Source organism: Roseibium sp. (assembly GCF_025698965.1).
In the GTDB taxonomy this organism is placed as follows: Bacteria; Pseudomonadota; Alphaproteobacteria; order Rhizobiales; family Stappiaceae; genus Roseibium.
The window spans coordinates 1-17,734 of record NZ_JAILWL010000074.1 but is presented as its reverse complement, the minus strand read 5'-3'; the positions used below and the strand labels follow the sequence as shown (position 1 = coordinate 17,734).

Here is a 17,734-nt window from a genome sequence, read left to right as displayed (position 1 = left end):
TATTTTTTTACACCAAAAGATGATCACAGAATTGGCGTGCTAACAAGTTGAGCACCGCCCCAAAAGTCAAAAAATTTGAACAAATGGCAAAATTTTTTCCGAAGGCACCCAATTTGCTGAAAAATTGATCAGGAGGTGATAATTTTTGCGCCTTCAGGAGACAAAATCCGGGCAATTTCGAGAGCCACAATATCATTGGCCGCTCTGTCTGATGGTACTCCAACCGTCCGATCAAAGAGAAAAGGCCCGCCTGAAAGCGGACCTAAAACTCTAGATGTCGAACTTGACACCCTGTGCAAGCGGTAGCTCGGCGGAGTAATTCACCGTCGAGGTTTGACGCCGCATATACCCTTTCCAGGCATCGGAGCCGGACTCCCGCCCGCCACCGGTTTCCTTCTCGCCACCGAAAGCTCCGCCGATTTCAGCGCCGGATGGGCCGATATTGACATTGGCAATGCCGCAATCGGAACCGGTTGCCGACAGGAACGTTTCCGCTTCGCGCATGTTCAGGGTGAAGATACAGGACGAAAGGCCCTGGGGCACACCGTTCTGCAATTCGATTGCCTGGTCCAGATCCTCATATTCCATGACATAGAGGATCGGAGCGAAGGTTTCCGTTTTCACTGTCTCGGTCTGACCGGGCATCTCGATAAGCGCCGGAGCGGCATAGGCGCCACCCGGAACACCTTCCGTGACAGGACCACCGCCGTGAACCGTGCCGCCTTCCGACCTGGCTTTCGCAATCGCTCCCTGCATTGCGTCGAGAGCCCCTCTGTCGACCAGCGGACCGATCAGCGTTCCGTCTTGTCGCGGATCGCCAATTGGCAGGCTGCCATAGGCCTTGACCAGCTTGGCAACCAGCTCCTCCTTGACGGACTTGTGCACAATCAGGCGACGCAAGGAGGTACATCTCTGGCCAGCGGTACCGACAGCGGAAAACACAATCGCACGCACTGCCATTTCCAGATCGGCGGAAGGGGCAACGATCATTGCGTTATTGCCGCCAAGTTCCAGGATCGGACGCCCCCAGCGCGCGGCAACCTTCGGTCCGACAACACTCCCCATCCGGGTTGAGCCGGTAGCAGACAGGATAGGAACGTCGCGGGACGTCACCAGAGCCTCACCGACATCAGCGCGGCCGATCACAACCTGCATCAGTCCCTCAGGCGCATCATTCCCCAGTCGGGAGACCGCCTTTTCGAATATCTTCTTGCAGGCAAGCGCCGTCAGCGGTGTTTTTTCCGACGGCTTCCAGATAACCGGATTGCCGCAGACCAGCGCAAGGGCCGCATTCCAGGACCAGACGGCGACCGGAAAGTTGAACGCGGTGATCACGCCGCAGGGGCCGAGCGGATGCCAGGATTCCGACATTTTGTGGCCGGGTCTCTCGGATGCAATCGTCAGACCATAGAGTTGGCGGGACAAACCGACCGCGAAATCGCATATGTCGATCATCTCCTGAACTTCCCCAAGACCTTCGGACGTGATCTTGCCGGCTTCCAGCGTTACCAGCGCGCCGAGTTCATCCTTGGCAGCGCGCAGTTCTTCACCCAGCAGCCGCACCAGTTCGCCCCTGCGGGGAGCGGGAACCGTCCGCCAGGCCTTGAAGGCCTGTTTCGATTGGGCAATGACAGTTGCCATATCGGACAGCGGCGTTTCAGCGATCCGGGCAACTTCAGCCCCGTCAATCGGCGAATGGACGGCAAGTGATCCGCCGGTCAGCTCATCATTGCTGAAACCAAGCGCACTCAAGACCTGTGCATGTTCCATGTTCATCTCCTGTGACAAGCGGTGTTGGATCACCGGCTCTTTTCTTCGTATGAATTCAATTTGCTGACCGCCTGTGCGATACGATCAAGGCCTTTCATCAGGTCGGTTTGCGCATAGGCAAAGGAAATCCGGGCATGGCCGGGAAGTCCGAACGCACGTCCCGGGACAATTGCGACATGTGCTTCGCGCAACAACCAGTCGCAGACAGCGGCATCGTTTTCAAAACCACCCGCGTCAATCAGACCCTCAATATTCGGAAACACGTAAAACGCGCCATCGGGAACAGGGCATGTGATCCCGGAAACGGAATTCAGATGTTCGACTGCCAGATCACGCCGAGCCTCGAATTCGGACCGGCGCGCCACGAGCAATTCCCGACCGCTGGTCAAAGCAGCAAGCGCCGCAGCCTGCGCGATCGAACAGGCACCCGAAGTGATCTGCCCCTGCACGGCTGTCATGGCCTTGATGAGACCCGCAGGACCAATCCCCCAACCAATGCGCCACCCCGTCATTGCCCAGGCTTTGGAAACACCATTAACGACAAGAAGACGTTCTTTGAGAGAAGGGGCCGCCTCCCCGAAACTGATGAATGCTCTGTAGCTCAGATGCTCATAAATCTCGTCCGAAAGCACCCAGACATGCGGGTGTCTTTCCAGTACGTCTGAAAGCGCCTTCATCTCATCGACGGAGTAGATCGCACCGGACGGATTGGACGGCGAATTGAGCATCACCCAACGCGTCTTTTCCGTAATCGCCGCTTCGAGCTTTTCCGGCCTGAGCTTAAACCCTTCTGTCATGGGACATGACACGGTGACTACACGCCCTCCGGCCATGACGACAATGTCGGAATAGCTCGTCCAATAAGGCGCTGGAATGATAACTTCGTCTCCGGGATCAAGGGTCGCCAGCATGGCGTTTGCCAGGACCTGCTTCGCACCGGTTGACACCATCACGTTCTCACGCAACGTGCCGCTCTCCTTGGCAATTTCATCTCGAAGCGCAATCGCTCCAGCCGTCGGCGGATATTTTGTATTCCCGCTTTCGGCAGCTGTATGAGCCGCGGCAATCACATGCGGCGGTGTTGGAAAATCAGGTTCCCCCGTGCTCAGGGCAATAACGTCATGACCTTCGTCTCGAAGCAGTCTCGCCCTTTCCGAGATCTGTACGATCTCCGACAGGGAAAGCCTGCCGATACGCTCTGCGCGCTGAAACGTCGCTTGCTCACCCATTGTACCGGGCACCGTTTCGGGTCTTCAAAAAGGCCTGAAGCGATACATCTTCCTGTTTCAGAAAACCTTGTGCGGGAAGCGTGCCTTCTTTCACCATTTCGATGACGGCAACAACAGAGGATGCCGTGGTCCAGGCGATAGCGGTACGTTCCTTGCCGGCAATTTCGACCGGTTTCAAACCTCGCACGAATTCCCTGCGCTGTGTGCGGCCATCGATCTCGCCTTCGGCGGCAACATGAATATATACGACATCATCGCTGACCGGCGGCTTGGCATTGACCAGAATTTCGCCGGCCTCCTTGCGCCGGTCACGCATGAGCAGCTCATGGAAGAAGAAATTCATCAATTGCACATGGCCCGGATAGCGCATGGTCTTATAGTCGATATTCGGCACCCGGTTTTTGTAAGTCTCGCACATGGTGCCAAGCCCACCAGAGGTGGTGAAGGCTTCCAGCTCAATGCCGCCGATGACGATTTTCTCGATCCATTCCATCGGTGAAACCCACTTGATTTCACCGTCTTCCAGAACTTCGCAATCGTTCAGATACTCATTCACGACACCTTCCGGCGACCAGTTGAACGAATAGCCCATCAAGCCCGTCGGGTTCTGTGGCAACGCACCGACCCGCATCCGGCAGGAACGGCAGGTGTCGAATTCCTCAATCAGGCTTGCCCCGACAATGCCGACAAAGCCTGGTGCCAGACCGCATTGCGGTGCCATCAGTCCTTTCGACGTCCCGGCGAGTTCCATGATCGCCTTGGTCGTCGGCACGTCTTCCGTCAGGTCGAAATAGTGAATTCCAAGATCATATGCGACGGTCGCCACGCCGGTATTCAGAAAATACGGCAGACAGGACAGGACCGCGTCTTGATTTGTAAGCGCCGCCTTAAGCGCGCCGGTATCGCTGACATCGATTGTTTTGATCTCAAACGGAAGATCTGCTCCCGCATGGGCGTCAAAACCCGTCACCTCAAATCCACTTTCGTGCAACAGCTCGCTCGCAAGAGTGCCGACCTTGCCGAGACCGAGAACCGCTATCTTATGCATATTCGAATTTTCCCTGAACCCGTTTGAAACCAGAGTACTCCCACTTGACCGGCACAAAAACACCTGAAAAATAGTTATTTACATGACTAAAACTCATGAATAGTCAGGCACACCAATGGAACGTGACATTCCAATTCCCAGCATCTCGGTGCTCCGCTGCTTTGAGGCCGCGGCCCGATATCAGAGTTTTACCGCCGCCGCAGAAGAACTGGGTCTGACCCAGAGTGGCGTCAGTCGTCAGGTCAAGGAACTGGAAGACCAGATCGGCGCATCGTTGTTTCGCCGGGAAGGACGCGGCATCCGCCTGACCCATGCCGGCAAAACTCTGGCGGACAGTCTGTTTTCAGATCTCACAAGATTGCGCCGAACAATCTCTCAAGCCGTCGCGGCAGGAGAAACACAGGAGCTTTTGTCGCTTGCCGCCCTGCCGACATTTGCCACCAGATGGCTGGTGCCAAGATTGAAGGACTTCAAGATCAGGCGCCCCAACCTGGACCTCATGGTCTACAGCCGGGCGGAACCGTTCGATCTGGTGGAACAGGGCATCGATGTCGCCATTCACTTCGGCACAAATGACTGGCCCGGGGCAAAACTGACGCCGCTTTGTCCGGAGGATCTTGTCGTTGTCGCCTCGCCCGCGCTGGTCGAAGAAAATCCGGTGTCCTGCAATGCCGACATTTTGAACCTGCCTCTTCTTCACATGACCTCACGCCCGCATCTTTGGAAAGTCTTCCAAAAGAACGTTCCGGACGCGACAACACATGTCCAGAAGGGCAGTTACTTCGACCAGTTTTCGATGATCATCACTGCCGCGGTGAGTAGCTTGGGAGCGGCAATCCTGCCGACCTATCTGATCGAGGTCGAACTGGCGTCGGGATCTCTGATTGACCTTGCAACTGTCGAGGAGGGATCGGATCACAACTACTATATAGCAACCCCGCCCGGTGAACTCAGCCCTCCAGCTGCTGAGTTCGTTTCCTGGATCCGAAAACAGGTCAGCCGTCGGGTCGGACAGGGTGCCAAGACACCTAAACCTTGGTAATCGTTCTGAGAATATGCTCCGTCGACTGCCGCATCGCCGGCATTGTTGACTTCAGAATATCCAATCGGTCGAAGACTTCCGGCCTCTCGGCAAGAATTTCTCGCAAGGACCTTCCGAAGGTCTGGCGCAACTCCGTGCCAAGATTGAACTTGCTGACACGGCTTTCCCGCGCCAGCTTCCGGCGAATTTCCGGAGGAATGCCGCTGCCGCCATGCAGGACAAGCGGTTTTGTCGTCACGTCTTCCAAGGCACGAAGCGCATTGAAGTCGATGCCGTCGGTTGTTTCCGTCTGCAGGTGAACGTTGCCGACAGAAATCGCGATTGCATCCGCGCCGCTTTCCCGGTCGAACCGTGCTGCTTCATTGGGGTCTGTAAAGGCCGACTTTGCCCCTTCCGCATATCCGACATATCCGACTTCACCTTCGACAGACACGCCCGCGGCATGAGCCACTTCGGCAAGACGTGCCGTCAGATCGATGTTTTCAGAAATCGGCAGCTTGGACCCGTCGAACATCACCGAGGTAAAACCATGATCAATGCCACTTCGACAGTCGTCCAATTCGTAACCATGGTCGAGATGACAGACAACCGGAACGCTTGCCCGATCCGCGAGGTACCGCAGCATCCTGCCGATAACGGGTATCGGCGTATGCGCCCGGCATCCCGGTCCGGCCTGAAGAATGACCGGGCAACCGACGGCCTCGGCCGCATCGACGAAAGCAACCGCGTCTTCCCAACCCAGAACCACAAGTCCCGCAAGAGCGTAACCGTTCGAAGCGGCGGACGGCAGGACCTCATTGAGGGAAACTGCCGTCATTTGAATTTTGCGATCATGTCTTTGATACCGGGGATAGTCTCGATCTGCCAGGCGTGATCGGGCTGGAAATACTGGACGAGCGAACGCTGCGACAACCCACCGAGAATCGTGAAGTAGTACATCTCATAGCCAGGAGCGACGACGCACGGGTGATATCCCTTATCGAGCACGATCGTGGAACCATCGACGATATGATAGGCATCCCCCACTTTGCCGTCTTCACGTTGAACCAGCTGCAGACCAAATCCCTTGTTTGGGCGGAACCGGAAATTGTAGGTCTCGTCATGACGGGATTCTTCAGGCAGGCGGTCCGTGTCGTGTTTGTGAGGCGGAAAGCCCGACCATCCGCCCTGCCCGACCGTGAACAGTTCCGACACCAGCAGACGGCCGACCTTGTCGTGGTATTTGGTTCCCAGGATATGCTTGATCTTGCGATGGGTTTTGGTGTCGTCCGACCCGTACTGTACAAGATCGATATCCTTTTGCCGAACATCGAACGGCTCCAGCACCTTGTCGTATTTCGCGCCAGCGATGAAAACTTCTGCCGCATCGCTTACACACACAATTTGAGCCTTGGCACCTGAGGGCACATAAACACCCTCCGGCTCCCCGTCCCAGACATCGACGCCGCGTGACCCGACGGAGGGAAAGGACAGGCCTTCAATCGTCACATCGACGCTGCCCGTCGCCGGAACGACTGCCGTCTCATAGCCAGGAACCGCATATTCGAATGCCTGGCCCCTGGTCAGTTTGACGATGTTGAAATAGTTCAGAGGAACCCTGCTGTCGTCGACATCGATGATCGCTTCATTTTTGTTGTCATAAGGTGGAAAATGCATGGCAGCCTCCTCAGGTCTGTGGGGCGGAATTTTGGGACAGGAATGCGTCGAGTTCGGCGGGGGTAGGCATTGCCGGAGCGCAGCCGAAACGGGAGACCACCATTGCCGCGGCGGCCGAACCGCGCAGAACCGCGTCTTTCAAGGAACTCTTGGCAGCGAGCGATGCCATCAGCGACGCCATGAAAGCGTCTCCTGCCCCCATGGGCTTGATGGCTTCAACTGAAAAAATGCCGGTTTCAAAAGATCCGTCCCCTGTAAAAACGACTGATCCCTTTTCACCCATCTTGTAAACGATGATCTTGTCGCCCTGCCCCAACCTGGCGGCAAGGCTGCGCCCGTCGTCATGGGACCCGTTGGCAACCACGGCAAACTCGTCATCATTGCCGACGATGACATCCGCTGCCTCGATTGCCGCGAGATATGTTTCCGCAGCCTCATGGCTGTCAGGCCAGGAATACGGACGGTAATCGAGATCGATGACGACAAGCGCGTCTTCGCGGCGCGCATGCTCCATGGCCCGGAAAGTTGCGGCTCTCGAGGGATTTGTTGCCAAGGCCGTTCCCGTCACGATCAGCGCGTCGAACAGGTCGAAAGGTACCTCGAGCACATGGTCTTCGCTTAAAAGCAGATCCGACGCATTGTTCCGGTAGAGCGTGTTCTGCGTGTTTTCGATCCGCGTTTCGGTGACCGCAAGCGAAGTCCGGGTCTCTCCTTCCAGCACGCGCACATGACGTGCATCGATGCCGTAGGCCTCAAGCTCATTGCGCACAAAGCGCCCGATTGCATCGTCCGACACACAGGTCAGCAGGCTCGCAGACAGTCCGTGGCGTGCAAGTCCGGCAGCGATGTTCCCGGACGAGCCGCCGAGTGCGGTCGCAAACTTTTGTGCGTATTCCGCCTCGGTGCCGGGTGGATCCGCATATAGATCCATCCCCGCCCGGCCCAGAACAAGAAATTTCGACTGCGGTGAAAGGCGTGTCGGCATCCTAGACGCCTTTTCTTTGCGGTGCGCGTCCGGCTTCCCAGTCCTCATGGGCCTTGCGCACGCGTTCACTGTTGGAAACTTCCGGTGTTCCCACTTCCCACCAGGTGTGGCCTTCCTGGGTCCAGCCTTCGAAGGCGTCCACCTGCATCGAAATGACATAGGTCCGGTCTGATTGTTTGGCCCTGGCGAAAGCATCCTTCAATTCCGCAATGGAATGCACGGTTTCAGCGTTGGCACCCATGGCGCGCGCATGCGCTTCAAAATCGACGGCAAAGGGTTCGACAGCGATTTTGCAATCCGAGATCAGGTTGTTGAACGACTCGTTGCCGGTGTTGTTCTGCAACTTGTTAATGACCGCAAAGCCACCATTGTCGCAAACAACAACGATCATTTTGGTACCGGCCAGAACCGAAGAGTAGATATCGGAATTCATCAGGAGATAGGAGCCATCACCGACAAACACGATAGTGTCCTGATCCGGATGCTTTTCCTGATGACCGAGACGGGCACCCCAGCCCCCGGCGATTTCATACCCCATGCAGGAGAAACCGAATTCAACATCGACACTGCCGAGGGACTTCGTCCGCCAATTGGCGGTGACTTCGGCCGGCAACCCGCCTGCGGCGGCTACGACCCGGTCTTCCGCATCGCACACCTCGTTGATCGCACCAATCACCTGGGCATAGGACATTGGCCTGTTGCTGCCGTCCTTGCCGATCGGTGATGCGTTTTCGTCAAGATACATTCCCCAGTCGGCACGCTCATGCGCGGCCCTTTCCACCCAGCCTGACGGGGTCACGTAGGATCCGAGAGCCTCAGAAAGATCAGGAAGCGTCAGTTTCGCATCACCCACAACGGGCAGTGCCATATGCTTGCCGGCATCATGTCTGCCGACATTGACCGACACAATGTCGGCGTCCTCGGCAAAGGCCGTCCACGAACCGGTGGTAAAATCCTGCAAACGGGTCCCCACAGCCAGGATCACATCTGCATCCTTCGCCAGATTGTTGGCTGAGTTCGACCCGGTGACGCCAATCGGCCCACAATTCAGATCATCGCCATAGACCAGGTTCGCACGGCCCGCGATGGTTTCCACAACGGGAATCCGATGTTTGTGTGCAAACTCCCGAAGCTCCTTTGTTGCCAGGGAATACTGAACCCCGCCACCGGCAATGATCACCGGACGTTCGGCCGATTTCAGACGCTCAGCGGCGGCTGCCAGTTCGTGGCCATCGGCGGCCTGCCGGCGCATATAGTGGATTTTCGGCTCGAAGAATTTCTCAGGGTAGTCATAGGCCCAACCCTGGACATCCTGTGGCAGCCCCAGGAAAACAGGGCCGCAATCCGCCGGGTCGATCAAAGTGTTGACCGCGGCTGGCAGAGACTGAAGCAACTGTGCCGGATGCGTGATGCGGTCCCAGTATCGGGTCACGCTCTTGAAGGCATCGTTGACTGAAAGACTTGGGTTGCCAGGATGCTCAACCTGTTGCAGGACCGGATCCGGCAGGCGCGTGACAAAGGCATCGCCGGACAACATCAGCAATGGCAGCCTGTTGGTATGCGCAATTCCGGCGGAGGTCAGCATGTTGGTCGTACCGGGCCCGGCCGATGTCGTGGCGAACATGAAGCGCCGGCGCAATTGCTGCTTGGCATAACCAATGGCAGCCATTGCCATGGATTGTTCGTTCTGACCACGCCACAGCGGCAATTCGTCCCTGTGATTGTAAAGCGCCTCACCGAGACAGGTCACGTTACCGTGACCGAAAATGCCGAATCCGCCGGCGCAAAACCGGACAGTCTGGCCGTCGATCTCGACAAATTGTGCAGCAAGATAACGGACAAGTGCCTGAGCCATCGTCAGGCGAAGCGTCTTCTCGGCCATAAGCCTCAATTCCTCCCGGAAAAGCATTTTTTGGGTTCCGGCCCGGGGGCCCTTGACTGTGAAAGCTAATGGGTGTTTAGCTATTTTGCAAGCGGTTGCAAAAATGGATCAAAAAACTGATGGAAAAGCGCAAGCTTGGCATAGGCATCATTGGCGGCGGTTACATGGGCAAGGTTCACGCCGTGGCCATGCAGTCTGTCGGAGCCGTCTTCAATACGAATTTGCGGCCGGTGCTGGAAATGATCTGCACGACAACCGAAGAAGGTGCTGCAAAGAAGGCAAGCGAGCTCGGATTCGCGCGCTCGACAGCGAACTGGCGCGACGTGGTATCCGATCCGAGGGTCGAAGCGATCGTCATTGCTTCGCCGCAAAATACCCATCTGCAAATCTCAACTGCTGCCTTTGAACTCGGCAAACCGGTTTTTTGTGAAAAACCCCTTGGGCAGAACCTCAAGGAAAGTCGCGAAATGGCCGCTGCGGCCAAGATTTCAGACTGCATCAACATGGTCGGGTTCAACTACATCCGCACGCCGGCCAGCCAGCTTGCCCGCGAGATCATTGCCTCCGGTGAGATCGGGGAGGTGACCTATCTGCGCGGTGAGCATACGGAAGACTTTTTTGCCGATCCCAATCTGCCCGGCACCTGGCGGGCACAAGGCCGTTCCAATGGGAACATGGGCGATCTGGCGCCGCACATCATCAACGCCTCGCAGGCACTTGCCGGCCCGATGGCAAAATTAATCGCCGAGATCGATACAGTCGTGAAACAGCGCCCATCGGATCACGGGATGGTGCCTGTCACAAATGATGATCAGGCGCAGCTCATGTGCCGGTTTACCTCAGGCGCTCTCGGCTCGCTCTACATCAGCCGCACTGCCTTTGGCCGCAAAATGGGCTATGTTTACGAGATTTTCGGCACCAGAGGATCCATTCGCTTCGATCAGGAAGACCAGAACGCGCTCTGGCTTTATGAAGGCAATCAGAACCCTGCGCGTGAGGGTTTCAAAAAGATCCTCACCGGGCCGCATCATCCGGACTATGTCAATTTCTGCCTCGGGCCGGGACACGGAACGGGCTATCAGGAGCAGATCACAACGGAAGCCCGCGATTTCCTGAAGGCAATCGAAACCGGAACCAATATCTGGCCAACCTTCGAGGATGGCCTGTATGTGAACCAGGTCATTGAAGCGGCCTGGCAATCCCACGAATCCAAAAGCTGGATTAATCTCGACGACGTCTAGGCAAGTCTGAACCTGACGCGTCTTTTCTGGATAGATCAGATGACAATCAAAATAGGAAACGCGCCCTGTTCCTGGGGTGTCGAATTCGCGGATGATCCGCGCAATCCCTCTTGGCAAACAGTGCTCGATGAGTGTCGTGACGCCGGTTATCGCGGCATCGAGCTTGGACCTGTCGGCTTCATGCCGGAAGATCCGGCGGAACTTGGAGATGCGCTGCAAGCACGCAATCTTGAGCTGATTGGCGGCGTTGTATTCCGCCCCTTTCATGATCCTGGCAAATGGGACGACGTCAAGGACGGCGCTGTGCGAACGTGCGAAGCGCTGAAGGCACATGGCGCGCGGCATCTGGTCCTGATCGATTCCATTTCTCCACGCCGCGCCCCGACAGCCGGTCGGCCAGCGGAAGCTGAAAAAATGACCGCCTCGGAATGGGTCGATTATCGTTCCCTGATCCGCGATATCGCCAGGATGGGCACCGAAGAATATGGTCTCACCACCGCTATTCATCCCCATGCAGGCGGCTTCATGGACTTTGAGGACGAAATTGATCGGCTGCTTGATGAAGTGGACGACAGTATCCTGAAAATCTGCCTGGACACCGGCCACAGCCTTTATGCCGGATTTGATCCGGTGGCATTCATGGACCGTTACATGGATCGGATTTCCTATATGCATTTCAAGGATATCGATCCGGCGGTCCGTGCAGATGTGATCGCCAACCGGACCGATTTTTACGAAGCCTGCGGCAATGGTATTTTCTGTAACCTGGGCAAGGGCGCGGTCGATTTCCCGACAGTCAAGGCGCGTCTCGAACAAGCCGGCTTCGAAGGATGGTGTACCGTGGAACAGGACTGCGATCCGTCCAAGGCACAATCGCCACTCGACGACGCCATGGGCAACCGGACCTATCTTCAGTCCATCGGCTTTGAGGTGGCAGCATGAGCAGACTTCTATGGGGCATGATCGGCGGCGGTGAAGGCTCGCAAATCGGCCCGGCACATCGCATCAGCGCAGGCATGGATGGGCATTTCCAGCTGGCAGCCGGCGCACTGGACATCGATCCGGAGCGTGGCAAGAGTTTTGCCGCACAGCTCGGTGTTTCCCCAGACCGCGCCTATGGCAACTGGCAGGAAATGCTGGAAGGAGAAAAGTCCCGATCGGATCGTCTCGACCTGGTGACGATAGCGACACCAAACGCGACGCATTATGAAATCTCACGCGCCTTTCTCGAAGCAGGGTTCAACGTGCTGTGCGAAAAACCGCTGACGATGACGGCGGAAGAGGCCGAACACATCGTTGAAATTACCCGTCAGTCGGGCAAGATCTGCGCTGTGAACTACGGCTATAGCGGCTACCCACTGGTTCGGCAGATGCGCGCCATGGTCGCCGCAGGTGAGCTTGGCAACATTCGCCTGATCAAGGCCGAATTCGCCCATGGTTTTCATGCGGACGCTGAAGAAGCCGACAATCCGCGCGTGCGCTGGCGCTATGATCCGGCTCAGGCGGGCACATCCGCCGTCTTTGCCGATGCCGGCATCCACGCCTTTCACATGGCCTGTTTCGTTGCCGGTCAGGTGCCGGCCGAATTGTCGGCGGATTTCGCTTCGCTCGTCGGAGACCGTCAGCTGGAAGACGATGCCATGATCAACATCCGCCTGGACGGCGGAACCTTGTGTCGATTGTGGACCAGCGCGATTGCAGTCGGGCGCATGCACGGTCTGACACTGCAGGTCTTTGGCGAAAAGGGTGGTCTTTCCTGGGAGCAGCAGCATCCCGAGCAGCTCTATTGGACACCGTTGAACGGCCGGACCCAGGTCCTTGAGCGTGGCGATGCAACGCTTTCTGAACAGGCAACACGTGCTTCACGCATCGCCATCGGGCACGCTGAGGGCATGCCGGTTGCCTTCGCCAATATCTACCATGATCTGGCGGAAGTGCTGAAGGCGGAAAAGGCTGGCGTGGCTCCAAGTCACCTGGCTCTTGATTATCCGACAGCTGTCGATGGGCTCCACTCCATGAAAGCCATCGAAGCGGCCGCGAAATCCGCAAAAGCGCGCGGTGCCTGGGTTGCTATTTAATCCGGGGCCAAGCCCTGGCAAGTGCTAGTTTCCGGTGATCGGCCGCAGCGATCCGCGGTCGATCACCGAACACGGAAACAACCTGATTTCCGGGCTTCTGGCCGGGTTCTCCACCATACCGACCACAAGCTCAACCGAACTCATGATGATGTCGCGGATCGGTTGACGGATCGTTGTTAGCGCATAAGCGTCCCATCCAGCCATGGCGATGTCGTTGAAACCGAGAAATCCGATATCCTCCGGAATCGCCTTGCCGGCCGCACGCGCCGCATCCATTGCCCCCATGCAGATCAGATCGTCACCGCAGAAGACGGCTTCCACATCCTCTCCGTCCATGACCTCATGCATGGCTTCCCGTCCAGCCTGATAGGTGTAGTTCTCCGCAAAACAGGTTTTTACCACCCGAAGGCCGAGCTGCTCGGACGTTTTTACAAAACCGGCGGCGCGGTCCTGCGTTGACGTCGCGGTCTCTGGTCCGCCAAGAAGGGCGACACTTTTGTAACCGCGCTCAGCAAACGTTTGGGCCGCCATGCTACCGCAAAATTCATTGTCGATACCGACCACATGAACATTCGCATTGGCCTGAAACTTGCCGAAAGTATGAATGACCGGAATGCCCGCGGTCTGAAACGCGTTGGCAAAGCTGGTCGGCAACGTTGAAGTTGCCACGATCACCCCGTCGACGCTGTATTGCTTCAACAGCTCTACAAACTTTTTTGGTGAAGTGTCTCCGGACAGATTGACCAGAAGCGGTCTGAACCCCCGTTTTTGAAGTTCGCTGGTAAACAGGTCGAACACATCCAGAAATGCGGGGTTCTGAAAGTTGTTGGCCACAAGGCCGATCAACTTGGTGCGATTGGTCGCCAGACTTCGCGCAATCAGCGAGGGCCTGTACCCGAGAGCCTTGGCCGCTTTTTCCACTTTTTCCCGGGTGCGTGCAGATACGCTGGCTCCGTCCGTGAAAGTGCGCGAAACGGCAGATCGCGATACGCCTGCCAGTTCCGCCACCTCCTTCAATGTAACCGCCAAGTCCTCAACCCAACCAATTCATCCACTTCACCTGCCGAAACTACACGATTGCTGTTCTTCGTCAATTTTTTTGCAACCGGTTGCAATTTTCCTTTGAGTGTGTTTGTCTTGAGGAAGGCACGGAGCCTACGCTGAAGAGCTCCGTTTAGACGTGCCTGCAAACTGGGAGGATTTTATGAAGAAGACATTGTTTGCGATGGCTGCTGCAGCCATTGCATTTACGGGATTGAGCGCGCCTGCTGTTGCTGATGGTGAGCGTTTTGTACTTGTGAGCCATGCGCCTGACAGTGACAGCTGGTGGAACACGATCAAGAACGGTCTGGCCCTTGCGGGTGATCATGTTGGCGCCGAGGTTGAGTATCGCAACCCTCCGACGGGCGACATTGCCGACATGGCACGCATCATCGAGCAGACGGCTGCGTCCAATCCGGACGGCATCATCACCACTCTGGCCGACCCGGACGTTCTGTCCGGTCCGATCCAGAATGCGGTTGCCAAGGGCATTCCGGTGATCATCATCAACTCCGGCACGCCGGAACAGGCAGCTGAGGTCGGCGCCCTGATGTATGTGGGTCAGCCGGAATATGATGCGGGTCTGGCTGCCGGTCAGCGTGCCAAGCGCGACGGTGTCGGCTCGTTCCTGTGTGTCAACCATGTGGTTTCCAACCCTGTGGTCGGCGAGCGTTGCCGCGGTTTTGCCGACGGTCTGGGTGTTGAGCTGGGCACCAGCATGATCGACAGTGGTCAGGATCCGGCGGAAATCAAGAACAAGGTCAAGGCCTATCTGTCCGCCAACCCGGACACCGATGCGGTTCTGACCCTCGGCCCGACCTCGGCCGATCCGACCATTGGTGCCCTTCAGGAAATGGGCAAGGCCGGCGACATTTATTTCGGCACCTTTGATCTGGGCACCGAGATCGTCAAGGGCATCAAGGACGGCACCATTCAGTGGGGCATTGACCAGCAACCGTTCCTGCAGGCCTATCTGCCGGTGGTTGTTCTGGCCAACTACCAGCGCTTCGGCGTCCTGCCGGGCAACAACATCAACTCCGGTCCGGGCTTTGTCACCAAGGACGCCCTGACCAAGGTTGAAGAATTCGCTGGTGAATACCGCTAAGGCGAGATTTGTGGCAGCCTCAGGCGGTCCACTTGAGAGGCGGGATCCCCGCCTCTCCTTTTTCCGGCAAGGCCGAGCAGACAAAAGTCGCTGCTGGCACTGAAAACCCAACACAAACTGTTCTGCGGCCGGGCTGCACTATCGCGGCCGGCCACACGGCACGCAGGAGGAAACCATGGCTGATACGACCCAACAGACAGCCGCGCCAGACAAGCCCGACACGCCTGCCAAGGATGAGCGCATCCGGGAGATGTCGCCCTTGCGCAAGGCGCTGATCCGTCCCGAGCTGGGCGCCATTTGCGGCACCATTCTCGTCTTCATGTTCTTCATCGGCATTGCCCGTGACAGCGGCATGTTCGCCGCCGAGGGCATCGTCAACTGGGGCACGGTCTCCGCCCAGTTCGCCATCATCGCCGTTGGCGCCTGCCTGCTGATGATTGCCGGCGAGTTCGACCTGTCCGTCGGCTCCATGATCGGTTTTTCCGGCATCGTCATTGCCCTGTTGAGCGTGCATCTGGGCTATCCGATCTGGTTCGCCATCATCGTCGCCTTTGCCCTGGCCATGTGCATCGGTGCCCTCAACGGCTATCTGGTCATCAAGACCGGCCTGCCCTCCTTCATCGTCACCCTGGCCTTCCTCTACATTCTGCGCGGCCTGACGATCTTCATTGCCATTGCCACCACCCGCAAGACCATCATCGGCGGGGTCCGGGATGTTGCCGAGGGCGATCCGATTGCCTGGCTGTTCGGCGGCAAGGTCTTTTCCGGCCTGTTCGTCTGGCTGGCCGATCTCGGCCTGGTCGGCAAGTTCGTTGCCGGGCCCAAGGCCGGCCTGCCGGTGGTCGAGGGCATTCCCATGCTGATGATCTGGGCGCTGGCGCTGATTGTCTTCGGCCATCTTCTTCTGACCCGCACCCGCTTCGGCAACTGGATCTTTGCCTCCGGCGGCGATGCCCAGGCGGCCCGCTATGTCGGGGTTCCGGTCAACCGGGTCAAGATCCTGATGTTCATGTTCTCCGCCTTCTGCGCCACCATCTTCGCCACCTGTCAGGTGATGGAGTTCGGCTCGGCCGCCGCCGACCGCGGTCTGTTGAAGGAGTTCGAGGCGATCATCTCCGTGGTCATTGGCGGTGCGCTTCTGACCGGCGGCTACGGCTCGGTCATCGGCGCTGCCCTTGGCGCGCTGATCTTCGGTGTCGTCCAGCAGGGCCTGTTCTTTGCCGGGGTGGAAAGCTCGCTCTTCCGCGTCTTCCTCGGAGTGATCCTGCTGCTCGCCGTGATCCTCAACACCTATATCCGCCGCATGATCACGGGAGAACGCTAGAGCCTGCGTTGTCGAAATTGGAGCATTTGATGGTGGACAATCGGTTCAGTCGGCAAGGCGCGTCGCGCAGCGCGATGCGGCACATCGGGCAAGCGGCGCAACGCCGCCGATGGGCCGATTGTCCACCACCCTCAGGAGGAGAGAAAAATTGAAAACTCAAGCCGTTTGGGCCGGACGATTTTGCCCCCTGGCATCGTTGGCTCGCCCTTGTGGTGGGGACACACCACTGCGGACAACCCGCCTCGCCAGAGACCAAAATCGTCTCGGTCAAATGATCCAATTTAGACAAGGCAGGCTCTAGATGTCCGATGCACTCATTGAACTCGTTGATATCGAGAAGCACTTCGGCCCGGTGATTGCCCTCAACGGCGTCTCGGTCTCCGTCAAGGCCGGCGAATGCCACTGCCTTCTGGGCGACAACGGCGCCGGCAAGTCGACCTTCATCAAGACCATGTCCGGGGTGCACAAGCCGACCAGGGGCAAGATCCTGATCGAAGGCAGGGAAGTGAGCTTCAACAACCCGCGCGATGCCATGACCGCCGGCATTGCCACGGTCTATCAGGACCTGGCGATGATCCCGCTGATGTCGGTGACCCGCAACTTCTGGATGGGCCGGGAACCGCAGAAGCGGGTCGGGCCGTTCAAGTTCTTCGACTTTGCCGAGGCCAACGAGGTCACCATGAGCGAAATGGCCAAGATGGGCATTCGCCTGCGCTCGCCCGACCAGGCGGTCGGCACCCTGTCGGGCGGCGAACGCCAGACGGTCGCCATCTCCCGCGCCGTTTACTTCGGCGCCAAGGTGCTGATCCTCGACGAGCCGACCTCCGCCCTCGGGGTTCGCCAGACCTCCAACGTCCTCGCCACGATCGACAAGGTCCGCAACAAGGGCATCGGTGTCGTCTTCATCACACACAATGTCCGACATGCCATGGCCGTCGGTGACCGCTTCACCGTGCTCAACCGGGGGAAAACACTCGGAACAGCTGCAAGAGGCGATATCCAGGCAGAGGAACTACAGGACCTCATGGCTGGCGGACAGGAACTCGCCGAGCTCGAAGGATCCCTCGGCGGTACAATCTGACCGGCAAATCACAAAAAAGCCGCCCGGCGCTGCAAAACAAACCGGGCGGCAGACCTTCAGGCAGGCTGGGAGATCCTACCCAAAGAGATTTTTGAAACGGTCGATGCACTGCCGGAATCCGGCTTCGAAGTCTCCGTTTCCGGGGTGGTAGACGCTTTCCAACGAGATGACACCGTCATAGTTGTCAGCGCGAAGGGCATCGGCCATCGGCTGGAACAGATCGGCCAACTGCCCCTCCCCCATCCGACGCAC

The 17,734-nt window shown here is 57.6% G+C and carries 15 protein-coding genes; 7 read left to right on the top strand and 8 right to left on the bottom strand.

Annotation, left to right across the window (positions count from 1 at the left end; genetic code table 11):
* Positions 1-270: 270 nt before the first annotated feature.
* From K5905_RS08380 to K5905_RS08370, 3 genes are read right to left on the bottom strand one after another with little or no spacing between them, the layout of a single operon-like run.
* On the bottom strand, positions 271-1,770 hold the full coding sequence (locus K5905_RS08380) for an aldehyde dehydrogenase family protein (RefSeq protein ID WP_297582448.1): 1,500 nt from the start codon (positions 1,768-1,770) through the stop codon (positions 271-273).
* Positions 1,771-1,799: 29 nt separating this feature from the next.
* Positions 1,800-2,999 (bottom strand): pyridoxal phosphate-dependent aminotransferase, encoded by a 1,200-nt coding sequence (locus K5905_RS08375; protein ID WP_297582446.1) that lies wholly within the window; start codon positions 2,997-2,999, stop codon positions 1,800-1,802.
* Entirely contained in the window at positions 2,992-4,047 is a 1,056-nt protein-coding gene (locus K5905_RS08370; RefSeq protein WP_297582444.1) for a saccharopine dehydrogenase C-terminal domain-containing protein, read from the bottom strand. Before K5905_RS08370 ends, K5905_RS08375 begins: the two co-directional genes overlap by 8 nt.
* 115 nt (positions 4,048-4,162) lie before the next feature.
* Between K5905_RS08370 and K5905_RS08365 the strand changes: the two genes are divergently transcribed.
* A complete protein-coding gene (locus K5905_RS08365; protein ID WP_297582442.1) occupies positions 4,163-5,089 on the top strand; it encodes a LysR substrate-binding domain-containing protein in 927 nt (308 codons plus the stop codon).
* On the opposite strand, the gene K5905_RS08360 is transcribed toward K5905_RS08365, so the two are convergent.
* The 4 genes from K5905_RS08360 to iolD are packed head-to-tail and all read right to left on the bottom strand — an operon-like array spanning position 5,076 to position 9,612.
* Positions 5,076-5,906, bottom strand: coding sequence for a class II fructose-bisphosphate aldolase (locus tag K5905_RS08360; RefSeq protein WP_297582440.1), 831 nt, complete (start codon positions 5,904-5,906; stop codon positions 5,076-5,078). The two genes, K5905_RS08365 and K5905_RS08360, sit on opposite strands and share 14 nt — an antisense overlap.
* Positions 5,903-6,745: a 5-deoxy-glucuronate isomerase gene (locus K5905_RS08355; protein WP_297582438.1), complete on the bottom strand. Its 843-nt coding sequence runs from the start codon at positions 6,743-6,745 to the stop codon at positions 5,903-5,905. The genes K5905_RS08360 and K5905_RS08355 overlap by 4 nt, the downstream gene beginning before the upstream one ends.
* A 10-nt stretch (positions 6,746-6,755) precedes the next feature.
* On the bottom strand, positions 6,756-7,730 hold the full coding sequence (gene iolC, locus K5905_RS08350) for a 5-dehydro-2-deoxygluconokinase (protein WP_297582435.1): 975 nt from the start codon (positions 7,728-7,730) through the stop codon (positions 6,756-6,758).
* A gap of 1 nt (position 7,731) precedes the next feature.
* Positions 7,732-9,612, bottom strand: coding sequence for a 3D-(3,5/4)-trihydroxycyclohexane-1,2-dione acylhydrolase (decyclizing) (gene iolD, locus K5905_RS08345; protein WP_297582433.1), 1,881 nt, complete (start codon positions 9,610-9,612; stop codon positions 7,732-7,734).
* Positions 9,613-9,731: 119 nt separating this feature from the next.
* On the opposite strand from iolD, the gene K5905_RS08340 reads away from it, so the two are divergent.
* The 3 genes from K5905_RS08340 to K5905_RS08330 are packed head-to-tail and all read left to right on the top strand — an operon-like array spanning position 9,732 to position 12,931.
* A complete protein-coding gene (locus tag K5905_RS08340) occupies positions 9,732-10,853 on the top strand; it encodes a Gfo/Idh/MocA family oxidoreductase (RefSeq protein WP_297582431.1) in 1,122 nt (373 codons plus the stop codon).
* Positions 10,854-10,892: 39 nt separating this feature from the next.
* Entirely contained in the window at positions 10,893-11,795 is a 903-nt protein-coding gene (locus K5905_RS08335; protein ID WP_297582429.1) for a TIM barrel protein, read from the top strand.
* A complete protein-coding gene (locus tag K5905_RS08330; RefSeq protein WP_297582427.1) occupies positions 11,792-12,931 on the top strand; it encodes a Gfo/Idh/MocA family oxidoreductase in 1,140 nt (379 codons plus the stop codon). The genes K5905_RS08335 and K5905_RS08330 overlap by 4 nt, the downstream gene beginning before the upstream one ends.
* Positions 12,932-12,955: 24 nt before the next feature.
* Here K5905_RS08330 and K5905_RS08325 read toward each other — a convergent pair whose 3' ends face one another.
* On the bottom strand, positions 12,956-13,960 hold the full coding sequence (locus tag K5905_RS08325) for a LacI family DNA-binding transcriptional regulator (RefSeq protein WP_297582425.1): 1,005 nt from the start codon (positions 13,958-13,960) through the stop codon (positions 12,956-12,958).
* Between the two features lie 175 nt (positions 13,961-14,135).
* Here K5905_RS08325 and K5905_RS08320 point away from each other — a divergent pair, with 175 nt between their 5' ends.
* The 3 genes from K5905_RS08320 (at position 14,136) to K5905_RS08310 (ending at position 17,482) form a co-directional block, all read left to right on the top strand.
* Positions 14,136-15,077: a sugar ABC transporter substrate-binding protein gene (locus tag K5905_RS08320; protein WP_297582422.1), complete on the top strand. Its 942-nt coding sequence runs from the start codon at positions 14,136-14,138 to the stop codon at positions 15,075-15,077.
* 175 nt (positions 15,078-15,252) lie between these two features.
* On the top strand, positions 15,253-16,401 hold the full coding sequence (locus K5905_RS08315; RefSeq protein WP_297582419.1) for an ABC transporter permease: 1,149 nt from the start codon (positions 15,253-15,255) through the stop codon (positions 16,399-16,401).
* A gap of 301 nt (positions 16,402-16,702) precedes the next feature.
* Positions 16,703-17,482: an ATP-binding cassette domain-containing protein gene (locus K5905_RS08310; RefSeq protein WP_297582416.1), complete on the top strand. Its 780-nt coding sequence runs from the start codon at positions 16,703-16,705 to the stop codon at positions 17,480-17,482.
* The last annotated feature ends 252 nt before the right edge of the window (positions 17,483-17,734 follow it).